Here is a 23,644-nt window from a genome sequence, read left to right as displayed (position 1 = left end):
GTTAAGCACGCCGCCAGCGTTCGTCCTGAGCCAGGATCAAACTCTCCGTTGATGAATACACATCCACCAAGCCCCGCAAGGGCACCCAGTGGACAACTCATACACACGAGATCGTGTGAAACCCGGCTGAGCACGAACAACCAGCAAAAGCTGTTTGTTCGTCATCAACCAAAGGAAAAACTCGGCACCACTTTCACTCCCCACCCGAACGGGCAAGGAAGAAAAGCGATGCGACGAGGTAAAAATTGGCATCGATTCTTGACACGCTGTTGAGTTCTCAAGGTCCGGACGCGCACCCACGAGCACCTCATCGAGGTGATCGCCGGGGCTGTTCCGTGGGAGTTGCTGTCTGCGGCGCTCTCGCTCCGCGGCAACCACTCCAAGTTACCCTCTCCGTTCCGTCCCGGTCAAACTCGCTCCGTGCGGGGCTCGCTGTCCGGTGGGGCCGGCCACGCGCTCTCCGTGCACCGTGGTGCTCGGGTCCTGCGTGGGGGGTGTCAGCTCGGTGGTCCGGCCTACTTGGTGCGGGGCTGGACGGCCCTGCCGCTTGGTGTCCGGTTCGCCCTCTCGGGCTGACGTCGAGAACAGTAGATGACTCCTCGCGCAGAACACAAATCCGCTGCCCCGCCGCACGCCGCCTTTGCCCAGAACGCGACGAACCCCGCTGCAGCACAGCGGGGTTCGTCGTCAGATCGTCAGCTCAGGCGCTTGGCGACGCCTCGACGAGCCCCGCCGCGAGGTTCTTGCGCCCCCGCCGCAGCACGACGACGCCGCCCGCGAGCACGTCGTCGGCGCCCAGCACGGCGTCCGGGTCGGAGACCTTGGCCCCGTTGACCGAGGCCCCGCCCTCCCCCAGCGTCCGCCGCGCGGCGTTGCGGGAGTCGGCGAGGCCGACCGCGACGAGCGCGTCGACGAGGGGCATCCCGACGGTCACGGCACCCGAGGGCAGCTCGGCCGCGGCGTCGCGCAGGGTCGGGCCGTCGAGCGCCCGCAGGTCACCCTTCCCGAAGAGCGCCTCGGCCGCGGCCCGCGCGGCGTCGGTCGCGGCCTGCCCGTGCACCAGCGTGGTGACGTCCTCGGCGAGCGCCCGCTGGGCCGCCCGCTTCCACGGCTCCGCCTGCACCTGGCGCTTGAGGTCCTCGATCTCCTCGCTCCCCCGGTCGGTGAAGACCTTGAGGAGGGTGACGACCGAGGCGTCCTCGACGTTGAGCCAGTACTGGTAGAAGGCGTAGGGGCTGGTCATCGACGGGTCGAGCCAGATGGCGTTGCCCGCGCTCTTGCCGAACTTCTCGCCCGAGGAGTCCGTGAGCAGCGGGGTCGTCAGCAGGTGGACCGAGGCTCCCTCGACGCGGTGGATGAGGTCGGAGCCGGCGGTGAGGTTGCCCCACTGGTCGTTGCCGCCGGTCTGCAGCGTGCAGCCGTAGTCGCGGTAGAGCTGGAGGTAGTCCAGCCCCTGGAGCAGCTGGTAGCTGAACTCCGTGTACGAGATGCCCTCGTCGCTGTTGAGGCGCGCCGCGATGGCGTCCTTCTTGACCATCTGGTTGACCCGGAAGTGCTTGCCGACGTCCCGGAGGAAGTCCAGCGCCGACATCGGCGCCGTCCAGTCGAGGTTGTTGACGAACACCGCCGGGTTGGCCTCGTCGCCCCCGAGGAACGGCTCGACCTGGCGGCGGATGTTCGCCACCCACTCGGCCGTCTGCTCCTTGGTCTTGAGCACCCGCTCGGCGGAGGGCCGCGGGTCGCCGATCAGCCCGGTCGACCCGCCCACGAGGCAGATGACACGGTGCCCCGCCCGCTGGAGATGGCGCAGCAGCACGAGCTGGACGAGGTTGCCGAAGTGCAGCGACGGCGCCGTCGGGTCGAACCCGCAGTACGCCGTGATCGGCCCGTCGGCGAGTGCGGTGCGCAGCGCGGACTCGTCGGTGGACTGCGCCACCAGCCCCCGCCACTGCAGCTCGTCGAGGATGTCGGTCACGGTGCGCGCTCCTGGGGTCGTCGGGTGCCGGCGGTGCGCCGGCCCGGCCAAGCCTGCCACGCGGGGCACCGACGCCGCCCCGGGGTCCGGCGGTGCGCCATGCTTGCGGCTCGTGACCGCCCCCACCCCCTCGCCCCGCCCCGACCTCACGGACTTCGTCGCCGGCCTGCCCAAGGCCGAGCTGCACGTGCACCACGTCGGCTCCGCCTCGCCGCGCATCGTCGCCGAGCTCGCGGCCCGCCATCCCTCCAGCCCGGTCCCGACCGATCCCGAGGAGCTGGCGCGGTTCTTCACGTTCACGGACTTCGCGCACTTCGTCGACCTCTACCTCGCGACCGTCGACCTCGTCCGCACCGACGACGACGTCCGGATGCTCACCTACGAGGTCGCGCGCGAGCTGGCCGGCCAGAACGTGCGCTACGCCGAGCTGACGATGACCCCGTACACCTCGGTCGTGCGCGGCATCCCCATCGAGGCCTACACCGCCGCGATCGAGGACGCCCGGGTGGCCGCCGAGCGCGACCTGGGTGTCGTCCTGCGATGGGTCTACGACATCCCCGGCGAGTCGGGGCTGCCCGCCGCCGACGCGACGCTCTCGCACGCCCTCGACCACGGTCCCGGCGCGCTCGTCGGCTTCGGCCTCGGAGGGCCCGAGATCGGCGTCCCCCGGCCGCAGTTCGAGCCCCACTTCGCCGCGGCGCGGGCGGCGGGCCTGCACTCGGTGCCCCACTCGGGCGAGTCGACCGGTCCGCAGTCGGTGTGGGACGCCCTCCTCCTGCTCGGTGCCGAGCGCATCGGCCACGGCACGTCGTCCGTGCAGGACCCCGCGCTGCTCGCCCACCTGGCCGAGCACCGCATCCCGCTCGAGGTCTGCCCCACGAGCAACGTCGCGACCCGGGTCGTGGAGCGCCTCGAGGAGCACCCGGTTCGCGCCATGGTCGAGGCCGGCGTCGTGGTGACGGTCAACAGCGACGACCCGCCGATGTTCGGGACGACCCTGAACCGCGAGTACGAGGTCGCCGCGGCGCTGCTCGACCTCGACGCCGCCGGGGTCGCCGACCTCGCGCTGGCGGCGGTCGACGCCTCCTTCGCGCCGGACGCGGTGCGCACGGCCCTCCGCGACGAGATCCGCGCCTACGCGGCGTCAGCCCCGGCCTGACGCCGGGCGGCGGCGGGCGACGGCCGCCCGGTAGGGGCTGACCGTCGGCTCGCCCGCGAGCCAGAACCGCCAGGGGAACGCCGCCCCGTCGCCGCCGGCGCCGCTCACGCCCACTCGCGGCCCGGTCGCGACAACGGCCGGGTCCGGGGGGTCGGCCAGCACGAGCCGGCCGTCCGTGGCGGGGTCGAGGAGGTCGAGCCCGTTCTGCTCGCGTCCGAGCGCGAGCGTGCGCGTGAGCCGCGCGGGTCCGCGGGCGAGGTCGCGCGCCCGCACGCCGGGGCGCCGCTCGGCGGCGGTCGCGTGGCCGTCCACGACCTCCCCGGCCCGCAGCAGGACCGCCGACGCGCTGCCCTCGGGGCCGGTGACGACGTTGGCGCAGAAGTGCATCCCGTAGGTGAAGTACACGTAGAGCAGCCCGGCCCGGCCGAACATCACCTCGGTGCGCGGGGTGCGGCCTCGGAAGGCGTGCGACCCCGGGTCCGCCGACCCGGCGTAGGCCTCGACCTCGGTGATCCGCAGCGTCACCCCCGCGTGGGCCAGGTGCGCGCCGAGGAGGCGCGGGGCGACGTCGAGGACGTCGCTCCGCAGCACCTCGGCCACGCCGGGCACGGGGTCAGCGGGCCCGCGGCAGGTCCCGCGACCAGTCACGGGCAGCCGCGACGAGCGCCTCGACACGCTCGAGCTGCTCGGCCACCCGGGCCGGTGCGGTCCCGCCCAGCGCGGACCGCGAGGCCATCGACCCCTCGACGCTCAGCACGTCGCGGACCCCGGGCGTCAGGTGGGGCGAGACGGCCGCGAGGTCGTCGTCGTCGAGGTCCCACAGCTCGATGCCACGCTCCTCGCACGCGCGCACCGACTCGCCCGCGACCTCGTGCGCCACGCGGAACGGGACGCCCTGGCGCACGAGCCACTCGGCGACGTCGGTGGCCAGCGAGAAGCCCTGCGGCGCGAGCGAGGCCATCCGCTCCGTGTGGAAGGTCAGGGTGGCGACCATGCCGGAGAACGCCGGCAGGAGGACCTCGAGGGTGTCGACGGCGTCGAACACCGGCTCCTTGTCCTCCTGGAGGTCGCGGTTGTAGGCCAGCGGAAGCGCCTTGAGGGTCGTCAGCAGCCCGGCGAGGTCGCCGACGAGCCGGCCGGCCTTGCCGCGGGCCAGCTCGGCGACGTCGGGGTTCTTCTTCTGCGGCATGATGCTCGACCCGGTCGAGTACGCGTCGTCGAGCGTGACGAAGGAGAACTCCTTGGTCGCCCAGAGGATGACCTCCTCCGCGAGCCTCGAGACGTCGACGGCGGTCATCGCGCAGACGAACGAGAACTCGGCGACGAAGTCGCGCGAGGCGGTGCCGTCGATGGAGTTCTCGACCGCGCCGGCGAAGCCCAGGTCGCTCGCGACGGCCTCGGGGTCCAGGCCGAGCGAGGACCCGGCGAGCGCGCCGGAACCGTACGGGGACAGCGAGGTCCGCGCGTCCCAGTCACGCAGGCGGTCGACGTCGCGCAGCAGCGGCCAGGCGTGCGCGAGCAGGTGGTGCGAGAGCAGCACGGGCTGCGCGTGCTGGAGGTGGGTGCGCCCCGGCATCGGCACCCCGAGGTGGGTGCGGGCCTGCCCGACGAGGGCCTCGACGACGTCGAGCACGAGCCCGGCGACGACGCGGGCGTGCTCGCGCAGGTACATCCGGAAGAGCGTGGCCACCTGGTCGTTGCGCGAGCGGCCGGCCCGGATGCGGCCCCCGACGTCGGCCCCGGCGCGCTCGATGAGCCCGCGCTCGAGGGCGGTGTGCACGTCCTCGTCGGACTCGGCGGGGACGAACGCGCCCGACTCGACGTCGGCGCGCAGCCGCTCGAGGCCGTCGAGCATCGCGTCGAGCGTGGCGTCGTCGAGCAGACCCGCGGCGTGGAGGACGCGGGCGTGCGCCCGGGAGCCGGCCAGGTCGTGCGGCGCGAGCCGCCAGTCGAAGTGCGTCGACTTCGAGAGCGCGGCGAGGGCGTCGGCCGGCCCGCCGGAGAACCGTCCGCCCCAGAGGCTCACGGAGGCGGCGGGGTCGGCGTCGGGCGGGGTCACGGGGTGTCCTTCCGGGTGTACGACAGGAGCCGGTCGACCACCTCGCGGCTGCGGGCGGGGCCGGACGTGATGACCATGATGGTGTCGTCGCCGGCGATCGTGCCGAGCACCCCCTCGACCGAGGTGTGGTCGATGGCCGACGCGAGGAAGTTCGCAGCGCCCGGCGGGGTCCGCAGGACGACGAGGTTGGCCGAGTGCTCGGCGGCCACGAGCAGCTCCTGGCACCGGGATGCGAGGCGCGTGGTGCGCTCGTCCTCGTCCGGTGCCGGGCGCACGGTCCGGTCGCCGCCCTCCCCCGGCACGGCGTAGACGAGTGACTTGCCGACCCGGACGCGCTCCGCGCCGACGTCGACGAGGTCGCGCGACAGGGTCGCCTGCGTCACCTCGATGCCGTCGGCCGCGAGCAGGTCGAGCAGCTCGGTCTGGCTGCGGACCGGGGTCGACTGGAGGATCTCGGTGATCCGCTGCTGGCGCGCGGCGCGCGAGGTCGAGACGGTCACGCGCTCGCCCCGGCCTGCTCGACCAGCCAGGACAGCAGCGCCTTCTGGGCGTGCAGCCGGTTCTCGGCCTCCTGCCAGACGACCGAGCGCGGCCCGTCGATGACCTCGGCGCTCACCTCGTAGCCGCGGTACGCGGGCAGGCAGTGCAGGAAGACCGCGCCCCCGGCCGCGTGCGCCATCAGCGCGTCGTCGACGGCGTACGTCGTGAACGGGCTGCCCTCGCCCTTGCGGTCGTCGGCTTGAGCCTCCTGGCCCATCGAGACCCAGGTGTCGGTCGCCACCGCGTCGGCGCCGGTGACCGCCTCGACCGGGTCGTCGGTGACGTGGACCGAGCCGCCGGTGGTGGCGGCCAGCTCGCGGGCGCGCTCGACGACGTCGGCGGCCGGCGGGTGGCTCGCGGGGGTGCCGATGCGCACGTGCAGGCCAGCGGTGACGCCGCCCAGCAGGTAGGAGTGCGCCATGTTGTTGGCGCCGTCGCCGACGTAGGCCAGGGTGCGGCCCGGCAGGTCGCCGAGCGCCTCGCGCAGGGTCAGCAGGTCGGCGAGGACCTGGCAGGGGTGGAAGTCGTCGGTCAGCGCGTTGACCACCGGCACACCGGCGTACGCCGCCATCTCGGCGAGGTCGGACTGCGCGAAGGTGCGCCACACCACGGCCGCGGACTGCGGCCCGAGGATGCGCGCCACGTCGGCGACCGACTCGCGCACCCCGACACCGGCCAGGCGCCCGTCGACGACCATCGGGAAGCCGCCGAGGCCCGACACGGCGCCGACGAACGACACCTGCGTGCGCAGCGTCGGCTTGTCGAAGAGGATCGAGACGGTGCGCGGTCCCTCGAGCCGGCGGTCCGAGAACGGCTCGGCCTTGAGCGCGAGGGCGCGGTCGAGCACGGCGGCCTGCTCGGCGGGCGAGAGGTCGTCGTCGCGCAGGAAGTGGCGCAGGGTCATCGGGTCTCCTCCGTGGCGAGGTCGAGCAGCCCGGGCAGGGCGTCGACGAACAGGTCGAGCTGGCCGGCGGTGACGACCAGCGGCGGGGCGAGGCGGATGGCGTCGGGCGCCACCGGGTTGAGGATGAGACCGGCCTCGCGGCCGTGCGTGGCGACGGCCGGCGCCCAGTCGCCGGCGAGCGTGACGGCGCGCAGCAGGCCCGCGCCGCGCACGCCGGTGACCCGCGGGTCGGCGAGGGCCGCGATGCGCTGCTCGAGGTGCTCGCCCATCGCCCGCGCGTGGTCGACGAGGCCCTCGGACTCGATCGTGTCGAGGACCGCGAGCCCGGCCGCGCACGACAGGGGGTTGCCGCCGAAGGTCGAGCCGTGCTGGCCGGCGGTGAGCATCCCGGACACCTCGGGCCCGAAGGTGACGAGCGCACCGATCGGCACGCCGCCGCCGAGGCCCTTGGCGAGGGTCATCGCGTCGGGCACGACCCCGGCCTGCTGCCAGGCGAACCAGGAGCCGGTGCGGCCGACGCCGGTCTGGATCTCGTCGAGGACGAGCAGCGCGCCGGCCTCGGTCGTGACCCGGCGGGCCGCGCGGAGGAACTCCGGCGAGGCCGGCACGACGCCGCCCTCGCCCTTGATCGGCTCGAGGACGACGGCGGAGGTGTGCTCGTCGACGGCGGCCTCGAGCGCCGCGACGTCGCCCCACGGCACGTGGACGACGCCGGGGATGAGCGGCTCGAAGGGCTCGCGGTAGGCGGGCTTGTGGGTGAGCGCCAGCGCACCCGTCGTGCGGCCGTGGAAGGCGCCCTCGGCGGCGACGATGCCCGTGCGCCCGGTGCGCCGCGCGAGCTTGACCGCGGCCTCGATGGCCTCGGTCCCGCTGTTGCAGAAGAAGACCGCCGACCCCGCGGGTGCGTCGGCCACCTGGAGGATCCGCTCGGCGAGCTCGACCTGCGGGACCGAGGTGTAGAAGTTCGAGACGTGGACCAGCTGGCCGGCCTGCTTCGAGACGGCGGCGACGAGCGCCGGGTGGTTGTGCCCGAGCGCGTTGACGGCGAGGCCGCCGACGAGGTCGAGGTAGCGACGGCCGTCGACGTCCCAGACCCACGCTCCGTCACCGTGCTCGAGGACGAGCTGGGGACGGCCGAAGACCTGGACGAGGGCGGACTCGTAGCGGCCGAGGAGCTCCTCGGTGTGCGGGGCGGGCTGTGCCTCAGGCATCCTCGCCCTCCTCCCGGTCCGGCAGGACCATCGTGCCGATGCCCTCGGAGGTGAACACCTCGAGGAGGATGCTGTGCGGCTGGCGGCCGTCGACGACGTGCGCCTGCGGGACGCCGTTCTCGACCGCGCGGATGCACGCCTCGAGCTTCGGGATCATCCCGGCGTCGACGCGGGTGAGCAGCTCGCGCGCGGCGCCCGCCCGCAGCTGCGACAGCAGCGAGCCGCGGTCCGGCCAGTCGGCGTAGACGCCCTCGACGTCGGTGAGGACGACGAGCTTGCGCGCGCCGAGCGCGACCGCGAGCGCGGCAGCAGCGGTGTCGGCGTTGACGTTGAGCACCTGGCCGTCGACCTCGAGGTCCGGGGCGATCGTCGAGACGACGGGGATGCGCCCGGCGTCGAGCAGGTCGAGCACCGCGCCCGGGTCGACCTCGACGACGTCGCCGACGAGGCCGATGTCCTGCTCCTCGCCGTCGATGGTCACGCCGCGACGCCGGGCACCGAAGAGACCGGCGTCCTCGCCGGAGAGCCCGACCGCGACCGGCCCGTGCTGGTTGAGCAGGCCGACGAGCTCGCGCCCGACCTGCCCGGTCAGCACCATCCGGACGACGTCCATCACCTCAGGGGTGGTGACGCGCAGGCCGCCGCGGAACTCGGACTCGAGGCCGAGCCGGTCGAGCATCCCCTTGATCTGGGGGCCGCCGCCGTGGACGACGACGGGTCGCAGCCCGGCGTAGCGCAGGAACACGATGTCCTGCGCGAACGCCGCCTTGAGCGCGTCGTCGGTCATCGCGTTGCCGCCGTACTTGACGACGACGAGCGCGCCGCGGAAGCGCTCGAGCCAGGGCAGCGCCTCGACGAGGGTGGTCGCCTTGGACTGCGCGACGCGCAGGGCCGCGGCGTCGATCGCGCCGCGGAGCGACTGCTGCTCGGGTGGGGTCATCGGTCCGCTCCGATCAGGTGGAGTAGGCGGAGTTCTCGTGGACGTAGTCGTGCGTGAGGTCGTTGGTCCAGACGGTGGCCGTGGCGTCGCCCGCGTGCAGGTCGACGACGACGCGCACCTCGCGGGCCGTGAGGTCGACCAGCGAACGGTCCTCTCCCACACCGCCGGAGCGGCACACCTGCACGCCGTTCATCGCGACGTCGAGCGTCGCCGGGTCGAACGCGGCGGCGGTCGTGCCGACGGCCGCGAGCACCCGGCCCCAGTTCGGGTCGTTGCCGAAGACCGCGCACTTGAAGAGGTTGTTGCGCGCCACCGCCCGAGCGACCTCCAGCGCGTCGTCCTCGGTGGCGGCCGAGCGCACCTCGACGGCGATGTCGTGGTGGGCGCCCTCGGCGTCGGCGACGAGCTGCCGGGCGAGGTCGGCGCACACCGCGGTGACGGCCTCGGTGAGGGCGGCGGGCTCGGCCTCGACACCGGAGGCCCCCGACGCCAGGAGGACGACGGTGTCGTTGGTCGACATGCACCCGTCGGAGTCGACCCGGTCGAACGTCTCGCGGGTGGAGGCGCGCAGCACGCCGTCGAGGGCGGCCGGGTCGACGACGGCGTCGGTCGTCACGACGACGAGCATCGTCGCGAGGGCGGGCGCGAGCATCCCCGCGCCCTTGGCCATCCCGCCGACCGCCCAGCCGTCGGGGTGCACCTCGGCGGCGGTCTTCGCGACGGTGTCGGTGGTCATGATGGCCTCGGCCGCGGCCGCTCCCCCGTCGTCGGCGAGGCCGGCCGCGGCGGCATCCACGCCGGGCAGCAGGAGGTCCATCGGCAGCCGCTCGCCGATGAGGCCGGTCGAGCAGACGACGACGTCGCCGGGGGCGACCCCGAGGGCGGCGCCGACGTGCTCGGCGGTGCGGTGGGTGTCCTGGAAGCCGGGCGCCCCCGTGCAGGCGTTGGCGCCGCCGCTGTTGAGGACGACGGCGTCGGCCCGGCCGTCGGCGACAACCACGCGCGACCAGGTGACGGGTGCTGCCTCGACCCGGTTGCTCGTGAAGACGGCGGCGACGTGGTGGTCGGGGCCGTCGTTGACGACGAGCGCGAGGTCCGGGCGGCCGGAGGCCTTGAGCCCGGCCGTGACCCCGCTGGCGCGGAAGCCCTTCGGCGTGGTGACGGACATCAGCTTAGACCTCCCGAGAGCGAGCTGGGCGTGACGACGAAGCCGGCCTTGCGCCACGCGGCCGACGCGTCGGCCGTGCGCTCGGACGGGACGAGGACCCAGTCGGTGTCGAACGTCGAGATGCCGAGCACGCTGATCTGCGCGTCGACGAGCGGGGCGAGGATGTCGGCGAAGACACCGACCGCGGAGAAGTCGAGCGGGCCGGCGACCTCGACCGCGCGGAACGGGCCCTCGGTGCGCGCGCCCGCCGGCACCGAGGCGCTGGCGCAGACGACGGATGTCTCGTCGGCCGTGCGGGTCAGGGACGCGAGGGGGCCGGTGCTCCAGTCGAACGCGGGGTCCTCCCCGCTGGGCAGCCGGACCACCGAGACGTCCTCGGGGTGCTCCATGAGGTGCAGGGGCATCGCGCTCACGGGGCCACCCCCGCAACCGGCAGGCCGGTGGTCTCGGGGAGGCCGAGTGCGAGGTTGAGGCACTGGACGGCCGCGCCGGCCGTGCCCTTGGTGAGGTTGTCGACCGCCGCGACGACGACGACCCGTCCGACCCGCTCGTCGAGGACGACCTGGAGGTGCACGCAGTTGCTGCCGAGGACGCTCCCCGTGCTGGGCCAGCGCCCCTCCGGGAGGAGGTGCACGAAGGGCTCGTCGGCGTAGGCGGCCTCCCACGCCGCGCGGACGGTCGCCGCGCTCGTGCCGGGCGTGACCCGGGCCGTGGCGGTCGCGAGGATGCCGCGCGGCATCGGGGCCAGGGTGGGGGTGAACGAGACCGTCACCTCGCCCGCGCCGCAGGCGCTGAGGTTCTGCTCGATCTCCGGGGTGTGCCGGTGCCCGCCGCCGACGCCGTAGGGCGACATCGCGCCCATCACCTCGGCGCCGAGCAGGTGCGGCTTGAGGGCCTTGCCGGCGCCCGAGGTGCCCGAGGCCGCGACGACGGTGATGTCTCCCGGCTCGACGACGCCGGCGACGAGGCCGGGTGCGAGGGCCAGCGACACCGCGGTCGGGTAGCAGCCGGGGACGGAGATCCGCGTGGCGCCGGTGAGGGCGTCGCGCTGCGGACCGTCCGCGGTCGGCAGCTCGGGCATCCCGTAGGGCCACGAGCCGGCGTGCGGGGTGCCGTAGAAGGCGGTCCAGGCCGCGGCGTCGCGCAGCCGGAAGTCGGCGCCGCAGTCGACGACGACGACGTCGTCCGGCAGCTCGGCGGCGAGGGCCGCGGAGTGGCCGTGCGGCAGGGCGAGGACGACCGCGTCGTGCCCGGTGAGGACCTCGACCGTCGTCTGCTCGAGCACCCGGTCGGCCAGCGGCGTGAGGTGGGGGTGGATGCCCCCGAGGGTCTGGCCCGCGTTGCCGGCGGCGGTGACCGCCCCGACCTCGAGCCCGGGGTGCGCGAGGAGGAGCCGGAGGACCTCTCCCCCGGCGTACCCGCTCGCTCCGGCGACGGCGACACGCTGCGTCATGTGCATGACCATACAGGACTCGGTACATCCATGCACACGCGGTCCGGGCGCCGACCCCGCACGTGCGGGGTTATGGCTGGCCGATCAGCCCTCCGACCACGAAAAGCCTGCACGTGCGGGGTTGTCGCTGTCCGCACCCCCGCCCCACCACGGAAAGCTCGCACGTGCGGGGTCATCGCTGTCCGCACCCCCGCCCGACCACGGAAAGCCCGCACGTGCAGGGTTGTCGACGGCTGCGGCCCGGGGAGGCGTGCAGGATTCGACACATTCGTCGGGTCGTGCACGCGCCTGGGGAGCGTGACCCGGGACCCGGGACGCGGTGGGTCAGGCCAGGGGGTCGTCCGGACGCAGGACGAGGTCGAGCATCCGCTCCCCCGGGTCCAACCCGCGCTCGGCCATCGCCCGCAGCGACGCCGGGGTGTCGACGCCGGCGCGGACGAACCGGCCGGAGAACGCGTCGAGCTCGCCCGACGCGAGGGCCAGCACGAGCGCGGTGACCTCCTCGGGGGAGGTCCACTCGGTGCGCCCGGCGTGCGCCTCCATCGACTCGGTCATGTCGGTGCGGACGACACCCGGCATGAGGTCGAAGGCCCGGATGCCGCGATCCCACCCCGCGAGGTGCGTCGACCCGGTGATGCGCGCCAGCGCCGTCTTGCTCACGTTGTAGGCGCTCGCCTCCGCGCCGGCCCGCCGGCCGGCCCCGGAGTTGAGGTTGACGACCCGACCGCTGCCCGCGGCGAGCAGGTGCGGGGCAACGGCCCACGTCACGAGGTAGGCGCCGAGGACGTTGACCTCGACGGTGCGCCACCACTCGTCGGGGTCGGAGGCGAAGAGGTCGACCTCGGTGTCGATGACCCCCGCGTTGTTGACGAGGAGGTCGATGCGACCCTGCCGCTCGACGACGTCGGCGACCCACTCCTGCACCGCGGCCCGGTCGGTGACCGGCGCGACGGCGGACGAGCCGCGCTCGACGACCCAGCCGGCGTCCTCGAGCGCGTCGGCGACGGCCCGGCCGATGCCCCGCGAGGCACCGGTGACGACGGCGACGAGGTGCCCGCCGCGGCCGGCCTCCTCCTCGGTGTCCGGCTCCGGGGTCACGTCGCCGTCGTCGTCGACCGGCTCGTCGAGGACGTCGGTCACGCCCGCTGCACCGCCCCGTGGACGCGCGCCGCCTCGGCCACCGCCGCGTCACGCAGGGCGGAGACCTCGTCGGTCGTCATCGTGCGCTCGGGGCTGCGGAAGGTCAGCCGGTAGGCCAGCGAGCGCCGGCCCTCCCCGACCTGGTCGCCCTCGTACACGTCGAAGAGCCGCACCTCCTCGAGGAGGTCGCCGCCCCCGGCGACGAGCGCCTCGTGGACCTGCGCGGCGGGCACCGACGCGTCGACGACGAGCGCGACATCGCTCTGCGCCATCGGGTACGTCGCGAGCGTCGAGGCCGTGACCGGCCGGTCGGCCGCGACCGTGAGGGCATCGAGGTCCAGCTCGCCGCCGACCGTGCGGGCGGGCAGCCCGAGGGCCGCGACGACCTTGGGGTGGAGCTCGCCGACGTGGCCGATCACCGTGCCGTCGGCCAGCGAGACCCGTGCGCACCGGCCGGGGTGCCAAGGCATCACGGCGTCGGAGGTCACGACGACCTCGACGGCCAGCGCCTCGGCGAGCGCCTGCACGAGCTCGAGGACGTCGACGACCTCGGCCCGGCGCCCGGCGCCCCACCAGCCGGCGCGGTCGCGGTCGCCCGCGAGGAGCACCGCGACGTGGCGCGGCTGCGGGGGCACGGCGTCGCGGATGGCCGCGAGCGTCGCGTCGGACGGGTGGACGCCGACGTCCTCGGTCGGCGCCGCCTGCCGCGGGCCGGTGAGGGCCGTGACGAGCCCGAGCTCGAAGAGCGCGACGTCCTTGGCGCCCCGGGAGACGTTGCGGCGCAGCGCGTCGACCATCGTCGACACGAGCGAGGTGCGCATCCACGGCTGCTCGTCCGAGAGCGGGTTGGCGATGCGCACGGTGCGCGCCGACTCGGCGGCGACGTCGAGGCCGAGCGCGACCCAGCGGTCCTCGCCGACGAACGGCGCTCCCCACACCTCGGAGAGGCCCTGCGCCGCGAGCAGGTCGGCGACGGTGCGCCGCACCCGCTGCGCGTGCGTGAGCCCGGAGCCGCCGGGCGGGGTCGGCAGGACCGACGGGATGCGGTCGTACCCGTGGATGCGGGCGACCTCCTCGACGAGGTCCTCGGCGGTCGTCAGGTCGGGGCGCCACGTCGGTGGGAGGACCGTGAGCAGGTCGCCGTCGGCCGCGACGGTGCAGCCGATCTGCTCGAGGACGCCCACGACGGTCGCGGCGTCGTACTCCACGCCGACGATGCGCGACGGGAAGCCCACCGACATCGGGATGGCCGCCGGCGGCTCGACCGACCCGGCGTCGGTGGCCTCGTCGCCGGCCGTGCCGCCGCCGTACTCGACGAGCAGCTCGACCGCGAGCTGGAGCGCCGCCGGCGCGAGCTCGGGATCGACGCCGCGCTCGAAGCGGCGCGAGGCCTCCGACGGCAGCCGGTGCCGGCGGGCGCTGCGCGCGATGGTCACCGGGTCGAAGTGCGCCGCCTCGAGGAGGACGTCGGTCGTCGAGCCGGACACCTCGGTGCTCGCACCGCCCATGACGCCGGCGAGCCCGATCGGCGTCTCGCCGCCGTCGGTGATGAGCAGGTCCTCCGGGTCGAGGGCCCGGTCGACGTCGTCGAGCGTCGTCAGCCGCTCCCCCGGCCGGGCGCGGCGCACGACGATCTTCTCGCCGAGGGTCGCCAGGTCGTAGGCGTGCAGCGGCTGGCCGAGCCCGAGCATCACGTAGTTCGTCACGTCGACGGCGAGCGAGATGGGGCGCATGCCGGCCTCGGTGAGCCGGGTGCGCATCCACCCCGGCGTCGGCGCCGCGACGTCGAGGCCGCGGACGACCCGCGCCCCGAACCGGTCGCAGCCCGCACGGCCGCGGATGGGCGCGTCATCGGCGAGCTCGACGGGGTAGCCGCTCGGGCTCGCCGGCGGGACGCGCCGCGCGAGGTCGGCGACGGGGTCCGAGAACGCCGCGCCGGTGGCGTGGCCGTACTCGCGGGCCACGCCGCGCACCGAGAAGCAGTACCCGCGGTCGGGCGTCACGTTGACCTCGACGGTCTCGCGGTCCAGCCCGAGCAAGGCGATGGCGTCCGCACCGGGCACGCAGCGCTCGAGCATCGCGGGGTCGTCGGCGTAGCGACGGGTCAGGACGATGATGCCGTCGTGGTCCTCGCCGAGCCCGAGCTCGCGCTCGGAGCAGATCATCCCGGCCGAGACGTGGCCGTAGGTCTTGCGCGCCGAGACCTCGAGCGGACCCTGCGGGGTCGGCAGCACGCCGCCCGGGAGGATGACGACGACGAGGTCGCCCGCCTCGAAGTTGTGCGCGCCGCAGACGATGCCCTGGGGCTCGCCGGTGCCGTTGGCCGACCCGACGTCGACCGAGCACCAGTTGATCGTCTTGCCGTTCTTCTGCGGCTCCTTCTCCAGCGTCAGCACCCGCCCGACGACGAGGGGGCCGGTGACCCCGCCACCGTGCAGCCCCTCCTCCTCGAGCCCGACGGCGACGAGGGAGGCCGCGATGTCGAGACCCGTGGCCTCCTGCGGCACCGCGACGTACTCGCGCAGCCAGTCGACCGGAACCCGCATCAGATCTCCATCCCGAACTGCGCGTCGAAGCGCACGTCACCCTCGATCATGTCGCGCATGTCGCTGACCCCCGTGCGGAACATCAGCGCGCGGTCGATACCCATCCCGAACGCGAACCCGGTGTAGCGGTCCGGGTCGACCCCGCAGGCCAGCAGCACGTTGCGGTTGACCATCCCGCAGCCGCCCCACTCGATCCAGCCGGTGCCCTTGCACGTGCGGCAGTCGGGGTCCTCGCCGCGGCAGACGAAGCAGCGCAGGTCCATCTCGGCGCTGGGCTCGGTGAACGGGAAGAAGGAGGGGCGCAGGCGCGTGGTGATGTCCGGGCCGAACAGCTCGGCGGCCAGCCGGTCGAGGGTGCCCTTGAGGTGGGCCATCGTGATGCCCTCGTCGACGGCGAGGCCCTCGACCTGGTGGAAGGCCGGCATGTGCGTGGCGTCGAGCTCGTCGGTGCGGAAGACCCGGCCGATGGCCGCGACGTAGACCGGCACCCCGCGCTCGAGCAGGGTGCGCGCCTGCACCGGCGAGGTGTGGGTGCGCAGGATGAGCCCGTCCCGGGGCGGGTCGACGTAGAACGTGTCCTGCATCTGGCGCGCCGGGTGGTCGGCGTCGAAGTTGAGGGCGTCGAAGTTGAACCACTCCGCCTCGATCTCCGGCCCCTCGACGACCTCCCAGCCCAGCCCGACGAAGAGGTCGGCGATGCGCTGCGACATCAGCTCGATGGGGTGGCGGCGGCCGAGCGGGCGGCGGCCGGCGGGCAGCGTGACGTCGAGCGCCTCCTCGACGAGGATGCGCTCGTCGCGCTCGGCCTCGAGCTCGGCCTGCCGGGCGGTGAAGGCCTGCCCGACGCGGCCGCGCGCCTGGCCGACGCGCTTGCCGGCCTCGGCCTTGGCGCTCGGCGGCAGGGCGCCGATCTCGCGGTTGGCGAGGGCGAGCGGGCTCTTGTCGCCCTGGTGGGCGCCGCGGACCGCCTTGAGCTCCTCGAGGCTCGTCGCGCCGGCGGCGGCCGCGAGCGCGGCCTCGACGGCGGCGTCGATCGTGGTGGGGTCGAGGGCGGCGACCTCGACGGGGTCGTAGCTGGTGTTGGGTCCGGACATCTGTCTGCTTCCACGTCGGTCGGGGTCGGCGGCACCGAGTCTAGGGAGCGGCGCGCCGGTGGCTGGACGGGGTCGTGCCCCCGGGCGCGGGAGCCGGTCGCAGGGACCGGCTGCGGGGTGCGGCGCTCAGGACGCGCGCGACACCGGGCCCGAGGGCCCGATCAACCGCTGCACATCGGAGCGGTGGTCACGCGCCCACCCTAGCCGCAGGGGCGCTCAGTGCGCCGAGCGCTCCGCCGCGGGCTCGGGCACGGGCGCGGCGCCCGAGGGGCGCGCGGGCCAGGCCGAGACGACCACGACGACGAGCAGCCCCACCGCCGCGACGGCGAGGAAGGCGTTCGGGGCGCCGTAGTGGTCGGCCGCGAAGCCGGCGAGCGGGGCGCCGACGGCGCCGCCACCGGTCAGGGCCGAGCCGTGCCAGCCCATCGCCTCGCCGCGCACCCGCACCGGGACCGCCCGGACCGCCTCGTCGACGGTCGCGGTGATGGTCGGCGCGCACAGCAGGCCGGCGACGAGGGCGAGGACGCCGAGCTGCAGCGGCGTCTGCGCGAAGGCCATCGGGGCCGTGACGACGACGAGCGTGAGCAGCAGCCACCGCGAGGGCACCTCGCGCGACAGCGCCCCGTAGACGAGGCCGCCGACGAGCGACCCCAGGCCCCAGAGCACGATGACGAGCCCGAGCGCCGAGACCTCGCCGAGCTCCCGGACGGCGGCGACGAAGCCGAGGTCGGAGCCGGAGAGGACGACGGCGGTCGCGAGGACGCTGAGCAGCACCGGCAGGAACGGCCCGAAGAGCCAGGTCCGGCGGCGCACGCCGGTGTCGTGGGTCTCGCGCTCGGCCTCGCCGCGCAGGGGCGGGTCGACGAACCACAGGACCGCCCCGGCGAGCACGCCGAGCACCTGGACCCAGAAGAGCACCCACGTGCTGCCGTACTGCGTGACCGCCCACACCCCGACGGCGGGAGCGGTCATGAAGACGAGCTCGAGGGCGGCGGAGTCCAGCGAGATGGCCGTGCGCCGGTCCTGCTCGGGCACGACGGCGATGACCGCCTGCCGGATGATCGAGGTGACCGGGACGAGGAAGAGCCCCCCGATCGTCGCCAGGACGAGCAGGACCCAGTAGCCGACGAAGGGCGCCGCCAGCCAGCACGCGCCGGAGACGAGGACCGAGGGGCCGACGAGCGCCCGCAGACCGCGACGGTCGAGCAGCTTCCCGCGCCAAGGGCTGCCGAGGGCGATGGCGACGGTCACCAGACCACCGACGAGCCCGGCCTGCGTGTAGCTGCGACCGAGGGTCGTGACGACGTGGACGGTCAGCAGGACCGGGGTCGCGAACAGGGCCAGGCGCGAGAAGACGCCGAGGAGCAGGGTGCGCCGCAGCGACGGTCTGGAGAGGACGCGCCGGTAGGGCGCCAGGGTCACCGTCGTCACCCGCACACTCTGTCACCGCCGCGGCCCGCTCGCCATCCGGGGAACTGCCCGGACCGGCCCCGAGATGCCCTGTCGCTCACGGCCGTCGCAGCAGGTCGGCGGGGTGATGATGGCGATGGAGGATCCGACCTCGAGAGGAACCCGATGACGAACGACCCGTACGAGAACCCCGACCAGCTCGGCACGCCCACCGGCTCGACCATGTCGAACGGCGCGCCCACCGAGAGCGACGAGCACAGCCTCAGCCTGTCCCCCAACGGGCCGCTGATGCTGCACGACGTGCACCTGCTCGACACGCTCGCGCACTTCAACCGCGAGAACATCCCCGAGCGCAAGCCGCACGCCAAGGGCTCCGGCGCGTTCGGCACCTTCACCGTCACCCACGACATCACGAAGTACACGAAGGCGGCGGTCTTCCGCCCGGGGGCGACCTCTCGCACGCTCGCCCGGTTCTCGACCGTCGCGGGTGAGCTCGGCTCCCCCGACACCTGGCGCGACGTGCGCGGGTTCTCGGTGCGCTTCTACACCGAGGAGGGCAACTGGGACCTCGTCGGCAACAACACCCCGGTCTTCTTCCTGCGCGACCCGATGAAGTTCCCCCACTTCATCCGCAGCCAGAAGCGCCTGGCCGACTCCGGCCTGCGCGACGGCACGATGCAGTGGGACTTCTGGACCAACTCCCCCGAGTCGGCCCACCAGGTCACCTACCTCATGGGCGACCGCGGGCTGCCCCGCTCGTGGCGGTTCATGAACGGCTACGGCTCGCACACCTACCTCATGAGCAACGAGGCCGGCGAGAAGCACTGGGTGAAGTTCCACTTCCACACCCAGCAGGGGGTCGAGAACCTCACGAACGACGAGGCCGAGCGGATCTCCGGGGCGGACTCCGACTACCACCGCCGCGACCTGTTCGAGGCGATCGACCGCGGCGACAACCCCCGGTGGACGATGTTCATCCAGGCCATGCCGTACGCGGACGCGAAGGACTACCGCTACAACCCGTTCGACCTGACGAAGGTCTGGCCGCACTCGGACTACCCGCTCATCGAGGTGGGCACCTTCGAGCTGAGCGAGAACCCGGTCAACCACTTCGCGCAGATCGAGCAGGCCGCGTTCGCGCCGAGCAACATCGTCCCGGGCATCGGCTTCTCGCCCGACAAGATGCTCCTCGCGCGGGTCTTCTCGTACGCCGACGCGCACCGGGCCCGGGTGGGCACCAACGCCCACCAGCTCCCGGTCAACCGGCCCCTGCCGGAGGTCGAGGAGAAGGCCAACCACCTCGTCTTCGACGGCGCGATGAACTACGAGGTCAAGGGCGGCCCGACGTACATCCCGAACAGCATGGGGCGCGGGCACTCCACGTTCCAGGGGCCGGTCGCCGAGGGCTGGGAGGCCGACGGCGAGATGGTCCGGCAGGCGTACGTCCTCCACGCCGAGGACGACGACTGGACCCAGGCCGGGATGCTCGTGCGCGACGTCTTCGACGACGACCAGCGCAACCGCTTCGTCGACACCGTCGCCGGCGCGCTCGGCGGCGTCCGGGAGGACGTGCTCGAGCGGGCGTTCGTCTACTGGAAGAACGTCGACGCCGAGACCGGCAAGCGCATCGAGGAGAAGGTGCGCGCCGGCGAGGGCGACCCGATCCCGGGCGCCCCGGACGAGGACAAGGCGGTCGTCGAGCGACCGCTGCACGAGAGCGCGGCCCGCTGACCCGCTAGCCGACGTCGGGGAACGTGGCCCGGAGGCGTGCACCGCCTCCGGGCGCGTCCTCGACGACGACCTCACCACCGTGGGCCTCGACGAGCCCGCGCACGAGGTAGAGCCCGAGGCCGGTGCCGTGCTTGGCGCCCGCCTGCCAGAACCGGGAGAACACGAGCTCGCGGTGCTGCGGCGCGATGCCGTCACCGTCGTCGCTCACCGTGACGTCGACCGCGGCCGGCCCGTCCCAGTGCGAGCGCTCGGCGGAGAGCCGCACGGTCCCCTTGCCGTGGCGCAGCGCGTTGTCGACGAGGTTGGTCATCACCTGCTCGAGGCGGTCCGGGTCGGCCCACACCACGTCGAGCCCCTCCTCGACGTCGATCTGGAGCTGCTCGCGGTCCATCCCGGCGGCCACCCGACGCTCGACCTGGCCCTCGAAGCGGGTGCGCAGGTCGAGGGGCTGCGGGTGGACGGTGAGCCGGCCGGTGCCGATCCGCGAGGTGTCGAGCAGCTCGGTGATCAGGCGCGTCACGCGGTCGGCGTCGGCCTCGATCGTCTCGAGCATGAGGCGCTTCTGGTCGTCGGTGAACCGGTCCCAGTTGCGCAGCAGCGTGCTCGAGAAGCCCTTGACCCCGGTCAGCGGCGAGCGCAGCTCGTGGGCGACGGAGGTGAGGAGCGCGGCGGACTCCTTCTCGGCGCGGCGCCGGCCTTCGGCGTCGCGGATGCCGATGACGACCGAGCGGACCGGGCCGCAGCGCCACTCGCGGACGTACTTCGCCGTGACGAGGAGCTCGCGGCCGCTCGGCAGCACGAGGAGCCGCTCGCGGTGCCCGGTGCGGGTCTCGAGGCCCTCCCAGGGCGAGGACAGCTCCCACCAGGAGTCGCCCCCGAGGTCCTGCAGGGGCAGCGCCTCGAGGACGTCGCGGCCGATGACGTCGGCGGCGCGCAGGCCGGTGATGCGCTCGGCCCGGCTGTTCATGAAGCGCACGATCCGCTTCGGGCCGACGGCGGCGACGAGCCCGTCGGGGATGAACTCCAGCCCGTTGGCGGCCAGGTCGTCGGGGACCATGAACCGCTCCGTCATGGGTCGCACGCTACCTCCCGGACCCGCCGGACCGCAGCACACCCGCCGAGGCGTAGAGGCAGATCGTCGCCGCCATCGCGAGGTTGAGCGACTCGGCCCGACCGTGGATGGGGACGCTGACGACCTCGTCGCAGAGGGTGCGGGTCTCCTCCGGCAGCCCCCACGCCTCGTTGCCCATGACCCAGCAGTGCGGGCCGGTGAGGTCGGCGTCGGGCAGCGCGGTGCGGCCCGTGCCGTCGGCCGCGAGGGTCCGCACGCCCCGCTCCCGCAGGGCCGCGAGGGTCCCCTCCACCTCGAGCCCGGTGACGACGGGGAGGTGGAAGAGGGAGCCGGCCGTGGAGCGGACGACCTTCGGCGAGAGGACGTCGACCGAGGAGTCGCTGACGAGGACGGCGTCGGCGCCCGCCGCGTCGGCGCCGCGGATCACCGTGCCGGCGTTGCCCGGGTCGCGGACGTTGGTCAGGAGGACGAGCAGGCGGGGGCCGGCGTCGAGGACCGCGCCGAGGGTGAGCGGCTCGTCGTCGACGACCGCGAGCACGCCCTGCGGCGCCTCGGACTCGGCCATGCCGGCGAGGACCTCGGCGCTCACCTCGTGCAGCCACAGCTGCGCGGCCCGGGCCGGCCCGACGATGTCGTCGGCGTACCGCGCCGCGGCCTCGGGGGTGAGGTAGACGTCGCGGACCCGGCCGGCGGCGTACCGGACGGCCTCGCGCACGCCCTGCGGTCCCTCGACGCAGAAGCGGCCGGTGCGCTGTCGCACCGACCGCTTCTGCAACGAGCGGACCGCCTTGACCCGGTCGGACCGGGGGTTGGTCAGCACTCGGGGGTCGCTCAGGCGGAGGCCTTGGCGGGCTCGCGGGCCGGCTGGTTGGCCTTCGAGAGCTCGACGAGCGCGGCGAACGCGGCCTCGTCGTTGACCGCGAGCTCGGCGAGCATGCGGCGGTCGACCTCGACCTCGGCGGCCTTGAGGCCCTGGATGAAGCGGTTGTAGGTCATGCCGTTGGCGCGGGCCGCGGCGTTGATCCGCTGGATCCAGAGGCGACGGAAGTCACCCTTGCGGGCCCGGCGGTCGCGGTAGGCGTAGCCGAGGCTGTGCTGGACCTGCTCCTTGGCCTTGCGGTACAGGCGCGAGCGCTGCCCGCGGTAGCCGCTGGCCCGCTCGAGGACGACCCGGCGCTTCTTCTGGGCGTTGACCGCCCGCTTCACGCGTGCCACGTGAGTTCTCCTTGCTCTGCTTCGTCAGTAGGTGGGGGTGGGTCGGCTCACTTGCCGAGGAGCTTCTTGATCTTCGGGGTGTCGGCCGGCGAGACGAGGACGTCCTTGGAGAGGCGACGGGCCTTCTGCGGCGTCTTCTCGTGGAACTTGTGCACGTGGCCGGCCTGCTCGCGCATGACCTTGCCCGAGCCGGTGATCCGGAAGCGCTTCTTCGTGCCGCTGTGGGTCTTGTTCTTCGGCATGGTGCCGATCTCTCCTTGCGTCGGTGGTGCGTCGGGGGTGTGTCTGTCGGGGGGCGGGCGTCAGCCCGCGGTGGTGCTCTCGTCGGCCGTCGCGGCCGGCTCGGCCGCGCTGTCCTCGGAGACGCTCGCCTCGTCGCTCGTCGTGGTCTCGTCGAGCGGCTCGTCGGCGGCGGCGTGACCGGCCTTGGCCTCGTCGCGCTTCTTGCGCTGCTCGGCCATCGCCTGCGCCTTCTTCTTCGTCGGCGCGAGGACCATGACCATGTTGCGGCCGTCCTGCTTCGGCTGGGACTCGACGATGCCGAGCTCCGCGACGTCCTGCGCGAGGCGCTGGAGGAGGCGGAAGCCGAGCTCGGGGCGCGACTGCTCGCGACCGCGGAACATGATCGTCACCTTGACCTTGTCGCCGCCCCCGAGGAACCGGACGACGTGGCCCTTCTTGGTGCCGTAGTCGTGCGGGTCGATCTTCGGGCGGAGCTTGATCTCCTTGATGACCGTGTTGACCTGGTTCTTGCGTGCCTCACGGGCCTTCATGGCGGCTTCGTACTTGTACTTGCCGAAGTCCATGAGCTTGGCGACCGGGGGCTTGGCCATCGGCGCGACCTCGACGAGGTCGAGGTCCGCCTCCGCCGCGAGACGGAGCGCGTCCTCGACGCGGACGATGCCGACCTGCTCGCCGTTGGGGCCGACCAACCGCACCTCGGGAACCCGGATGCGGTCGTTGATGCGTGGCTCGCTGATGTGCTTCTCCTTCGTCACGTCCTGCGAATCGGTGCCCGCCGGCACGAGAAAGGCTCCTCGCGCCGGGTGCGAGGAGCCTGTCGTTTCCGACCGGCCCACCACGGGATGCCGCGGCACACCCTCTGCGGGTGCGCACGACGTCTCGTCGCGGACCGGGAACCCGGCGACCCTGGGGTCGACGCGGGTGGAAGCGGGGCTTCTCTTGCACACCGCCCCGTGACGAGGCGGTCGGTCAGCGGTCAAGGCTACCAGCAGCGGCCCTCGGGCCGAAATCGCTCAGACGATGCGGAAGGCGAGGCCGTCGACGCGGGCCCGCAGCTCGCCGTCGGTGGCGAGCCGCTCCCCCACCCGGGTGGCGACCGCCCGCACCTCGTCCGCGTCCAGCCCGGCCCGCAGGTGGAGCACGATGCCGAGCACGCCGGCGCCGTGCGGGGCGCCCTCCTCGACCTCGTGGCCGGCGACGGCGGGCTCGTCGGCGAGGGCGGTGGCGACCGCCCGGGCGACGAAGGGGTCCGTGTGGGCCGGCTCCCACGCCCGCTCCTGCGCCAGCGCCCAGAGCATCGAGGGCCGCAGCACCCTCGTCGCCGGCCCGGCGACGTCGACGACGAGGACGTCGCAGCCCTCGGAGACCGCCGCCTGGGCGGCGCGCGCCGGTGTGACCGGCACGGGTCGGGCGGCGGCGTCCCACGCGGCGAGCGAGTCGGCGCCGGTGAAGACGGGCAGGGCGCGCGAGCCGTCGGGGGCGACGAGGGTGACCGCGGCCATGTCGACGCCCTTCTCGACGGCGAGCGGGCCGGTGGCGTCGACCTCCGTCGGCTCGGCGACGACCGGCACGAGGAGGCGGCCGCCCTCGAGCGCGCGCATGAGCGCGAGGTCGTCGCCCGGGGCCGCGAGGAGCGCCCGCAGCGCCGGGTCCGCCTCCCCGGTGTCGGACTCGAAGCCGGACGGGCTCAGCTCGCGCCGCTGCCACGGGGTGCCCGCGGAGTCGCTCGCGGCGCCGGGGGTCTCGGGATGGTCGTCAGGCACGTCCGCCACGGTACCGAGCGG

The 23,644-nt window shown here is 73.8% G+C and carries 22 protein-coding genes; 2 read left to right on the top strand and 20 right to left on the bottom strand.

Annotated features, from left to right (window positions below; all coding sequences use genetic code 11):
• Positions 1–700: 700 nt before the first annotated feature.
• Complete coding sequence (gene tyrS / locus J3473_RS16065; RefSeq protein ID WP_207024904.1) at positions 701–1,975, bottom strand: tyrosine--tRNA ligase; 1,275 nt, start codon at positions 1,973–1,975, stop codon at positions 701–703.
• Between the two features lie 112 nt (positions 1,976–2,087).
• Here tyrS and J3473_RS16060 point away from each other — a divergent pair, with 112 nt between their 5' ends.
• Positions 2,088–3,134, top strand: a complete 1,047-nt coding sequence (locus J3473_RS16060; protein WP_242525916.1) for an adenosine deaminase — start codon at positions 2,088–2,090, stop codon at positions 3,132–3,134.
• Here J3473_RS16060 and J3473_RS16055 read toward each other — a convergent pair.
• The 13 genes from J3473_RS16055 to J3473_RS15995 form a co-directional block, all read right to left on the bottom strand.
• Positions 3,120–3,743 carry a DNA-3-methyladenine glycosylase gene (locus tag J3473_RS16055; RefSeq protein ID WP_207024902.1) on the bottom strand — a complete coding sequence of 208 codons (624 nt, stop codon included), beginning with the start codon at positions 3,741–3,743 and terminating at the stop codon, positions 3,120–3,122. The genes J3473_RS16060 and J3473_RS16055 overlap by 15 nt on opposite strands.
• Before the next feature lie 4 nt (positions 3,744–3,747).
• On the bottom strand, positions 3,748–5,193 hold the full coding sequence (gene argH / locus J3473_RS16050) for an argininosuccinate lyase (protein WP_207024901.1): 1,446 nt from the start codon (positions 5,191–5,193) through the stop codon (positions 3,748–3,750).
• The gene (locus J3473_RS16045; protein ID WP_207024900.1) at positions 5,190–5,693 is read right to left on the bottom strand and encodes an arginine repressor; all 504 of its coding nucleotides are present in this window, start codon (positions 5,691–5,693) and stop codon (positions 5,190–5,192) included. Before J3473_RS16045 ends, argH begins: the two co-directional genes overlap by 4 nt.
• Positions 5,690–6,637: an ornithine carbamoyltransferase gene (gene argF, locus J3473_RS16040; protein WP_207024899.1), complete on the bottom strand. Its 948-nt coding sequence runs from the start codon at positions 6,635–6,637 to the stop codon at positions 5,690–5,692. Before argF ends, J3473_RS16045 begins: the two co-directional genes overlap by 4 nt.
• On the bottom strand, positions 6,634–7,848 hold the full coding sequence (locus J3473_RS16035) for an acetylornithine transaminase (protein WP_207024898.1): 1,215 nt from the start codon (positions 7,846–7,848) through the stop codon (positions 6,634–6,636). The genes argF and J3473_RS16035 overlap by 4 nt, the downstream gene beginning before the upstream one ends.
• Entirely contained in the window at positions 7,841–8,788 is a 948-nt protein-coding gene (gene argB, locus J3473_RS16030; protein WP_030529371.1) for an acetylglutamate kinase, read from the bottom strand. The genes J3473_RS16035 and argB overlap by 8 nt, the downstream gene beginning before the upstream one ends.
• Positions 8,789–8,801: 13 nt before the next feature.
• Complete coding sequence (argJ, locus tag J3473_RS16025; RefSeq protein ID WP_207024897.1) at positions 8,802–9,956, bottom strand: bifunctional glutamate N-acetyltransferase/amino-acid acetyltransferase ArgJ; 1,155 nt, start codon at positions 9,954–9,956, stop codon at positions 8,802–8,804.
• Positions 9,956–10,360, bottom strand: coding sequence for an ACT domain-containing protein (locus J3473_RS16020; RefSeq protein ID WP_207024913.1), 405 nt, complete (start codon positions 10,358–10,360; stop codon positions 9,956–9,958). Before J3473_RS16020 ends, argJ begins: the two co-directional genes overlap by 1 nt.
• A gap of 5 nt (positions 10,361–10,365) precedes the next feature.
• Positions 10,366–11,409 (bottom strand): N-acetyl-gamma-glutamyl-phosphate reductase, encoded by a 1,044-nt coding sequence (argC, locus tag J3473_RS16015; RefSeq protein WP_207024896.1) that lies wholly within the window; start codon positions 11,407–11,409, stop codon positions 10,366–10,368.
• Between the two features lie 324 nt (positions 11,410–11,733).
• Complete coding sequence (locus J3473_RS16010; protein ID WP_242525915.1) at positions 11,734–12,549, bottom strand: SDR family oxidoreductase; 816 nt, start codon at positions 12,547–12,549, stop codon at positions 11,734–11,736.
• Positions 12,546–15,095, bottom strand: a complete 2,550-nt coding sequence (gene pheT, locus J3473_RS16005) for a phenylalanine--tRNA ligase subunit beta (protein ID WP_207024895.1) — start codon at positions 15,093–15,095, stop codon at positions 12,546–12,548. The genes J3473_RS16010 and pheT overlap by 4 nt, the downstream gene beginning before the upstream one ends.
• Positions 15,095–16,189 carry a phenylalanine--tRNA ligase subunit alpha gene (pheS, locus tag J3473_RS16000; RefSeq protein ID WP_207024894.1) on the bottom strand — a complete coding sequence of 365 codons (1,095 nt, stop codon included), beginning with the start codon at positions 16,187–16,189 and terminating at the stop codon, positions 15,095–15,097. Before pheS ends, pheT begins: the two co-directional genes overlap by 1 nt.
• Positions 16,190–16,405: 216 nt before the next feature.
• Entirely contained in the window at positions 16,406–17,620 is a 1,215-nt protein-coding gene (locus J3473_RS15995; protein WP_207024893.1) for an MFS transporter, read from the bottom strand.
• A 144-nt stretch (positions 17,621–17,764) separates the two neighbouring features.
• Between J3473_RS15995 and J3473_RS15990 the strand changes: the two genes are divergently transcribed.
• Positions 17,765–19,330 (top strand): catalase, encoded by a 1,566-nt coding sequence (locus tag J3473_RS15990; protein ID WP_207024892.1) that lies wholly within the window; start codon positions 17,765–17,767, stop codon positions 19,328–19,330.
• Between the two features lie 4 nt (positions 19,331–19,334).
• Here J3473_RS15990 and J3473_RS15985 read toward each other — a convergent pair whose 3' ends face one another.
• The 6 genes from J3473_RS15985 to J3473_RS15960 form a co-directional block, all read right to left on the bottom strand.
• Positions 19,335–20,402, bottom strand: a complete 1,068-nt coding sequence (locus tag J3473_RS15985) for an ATP-binding protein (protein WP_207024891.1) — start codon at positions 20,400–20,402, stop codon at positions 19,335–19,337.
• 10 nt (positions 20,403–20,412) lie between these two features.
• Positions 20,413–21,222 (bottom strand): RNA methyltransferase, encoded by an 810-nt coding sequence (locus J3473_RS15980; protein ID WP_207024890.1) that lies wholly within the window; start codon positions 21,220–21,222, stop codon positions 20,413–20,415.
• Positions 21,223–21,233: 11 nt separating this feature from the next.
• On the bottom strand, positions 21,234–21,617 hold the full coding sequence (rplT, locus tag J3473_RS15975; RefSeq protein WP_030529382.1) for a 50S ribosomal protein L20: 384 nt from the start codon (positions 21,615–21,617) through the stop codon (positions 21,234–21,236).
• Between the two features lie 47 nt (positions 21,618–21,664).
• Positions 21,665–21,859, bottom strand: a complete 195-nt coding sequence (gene rpmI / locus J3473_RS15970; protein ID WP_207024889.1) for a 50S ribosomal protein L35 — start codon at positions 21,857–21,859, stop codon at positions 21,665–21,667.
• A 60-nt stretch (positions 21,860–21,919) separates the two neighbouring features.
• Positions 21,920–22,642 (bottom strand): translation initiation factor IF-3, encoded by a 723-nt coding sequence (infC, locus tag J3473_RS15965; RefSeq protein WP_242525914.1) that lies wholly within the window; start codon positions 22,640–22,642, stop codon positions 21,920–21,922.
• A 231-nt stretch (positions 22,643–22,873) separates the two neighbouring features.
• Entirely contained in the window at positions 22,874–23,623 is a 750-nt protein-coding gene (locus J3473_RS15960; protein WP_207024888.1) for an SseB family protein, read from the bottom strand.
• Positions 23,624–23,644 lie beyond the last annotated feature (21 nt).

This window comes from Phycicoccus sp. DTK01 (assembly GCF_017312765.1).
Classification (GTDB): domain Bacteria; phylum Actinomycetota; class Actinomycetes; order Actinomycetales; family Dermatophilaceae; genus Phycicoccus; species Phycicoccus jejuensis.
Note: the sequence above shows the minus strand (reverse complement) of the source record. Positions and strands in the feature narration are given on the sequence as shown.

Excerpts from the sequence above, each read along its gene's own strand:
- J3473_RS16020 (WP_207024913.1), bottom strand. The coding sequence starts at position 10,360 with ATGCCCCTGCACCTCATGGAGCACCCCGAGGACGTCTCGGTGGTCCGG.
- pheS (WP_207024894.1), bottom strand. The coding sequence starts at position 16,189 with ATGTCCGGACCCAACACCAGCTACGACCCCGTCGAGGTCGCCGCCCTC.
- J3473_RS15990 (WP_207024892.1), top strand. The coding sequence starts at position 17,765 with ATGACGAACGACCCGTACGAGAACCCCGACCAGCTCGGCACGCCCACC.
- argJ (WP_207024897.1), bottom strand. The coding sequence starts at position 9,956 with ATGTCCGTCACCACGCCGAAGGGCTTCCGCGCCAGCGGGGTCACGGCC.
- argC (WP_207024896.1), bottom strand. The coding sequence starts at position 11,409 with ATGACGCAGCGTGTCGCCGTCGCCGGAGCGAGCGGGTACGCCGGGGGA.
- J3473_RS16035 (WP_207024898.1), bottom strand. The coding sequence starts at position 7,848 with ATGCCTGAGGCACAGCCCGCCCCGCACACCGAGGAGCTCCTCGGCCGC.
- J3473_RS15985 (WP_207024891.1), bottom strand. The coding sequence starts at position 20,402 with ATGACGGAGCGGTTCATGGTCCCCGACGACCTGGCCGCCAACGGGCTG.
- argF (WP_207024899.1), bottom strand. The coding sequence starts at position 6,637 with ATGACCCTGCGCCACTTCCTGCGCGACGACGACCTCTCGCCCGCCGAG.
- argB (WP_030529371.1), bottom strand. The coding sequence starts at position 8,788 with ATGACCCCACCCGAGCAGCAGTCGCTCCGCGGCGCGATCGACGCCGCG.
- pheT (WP_207024895.1), bottom strand. The coding sequence starts at position 15,095 with ATGCGGGTTCCGGTCGACTGGCTGCGCGAGTACGTCGCGGTGCCGCAG.
- rpmI (WP_207024889.1), bottom strand. The coding sequence starts at position 21,859 with ATGCCGAAGAACAAGACCCACAGCGGCACGAAGAAGCGCTTCCGGATC.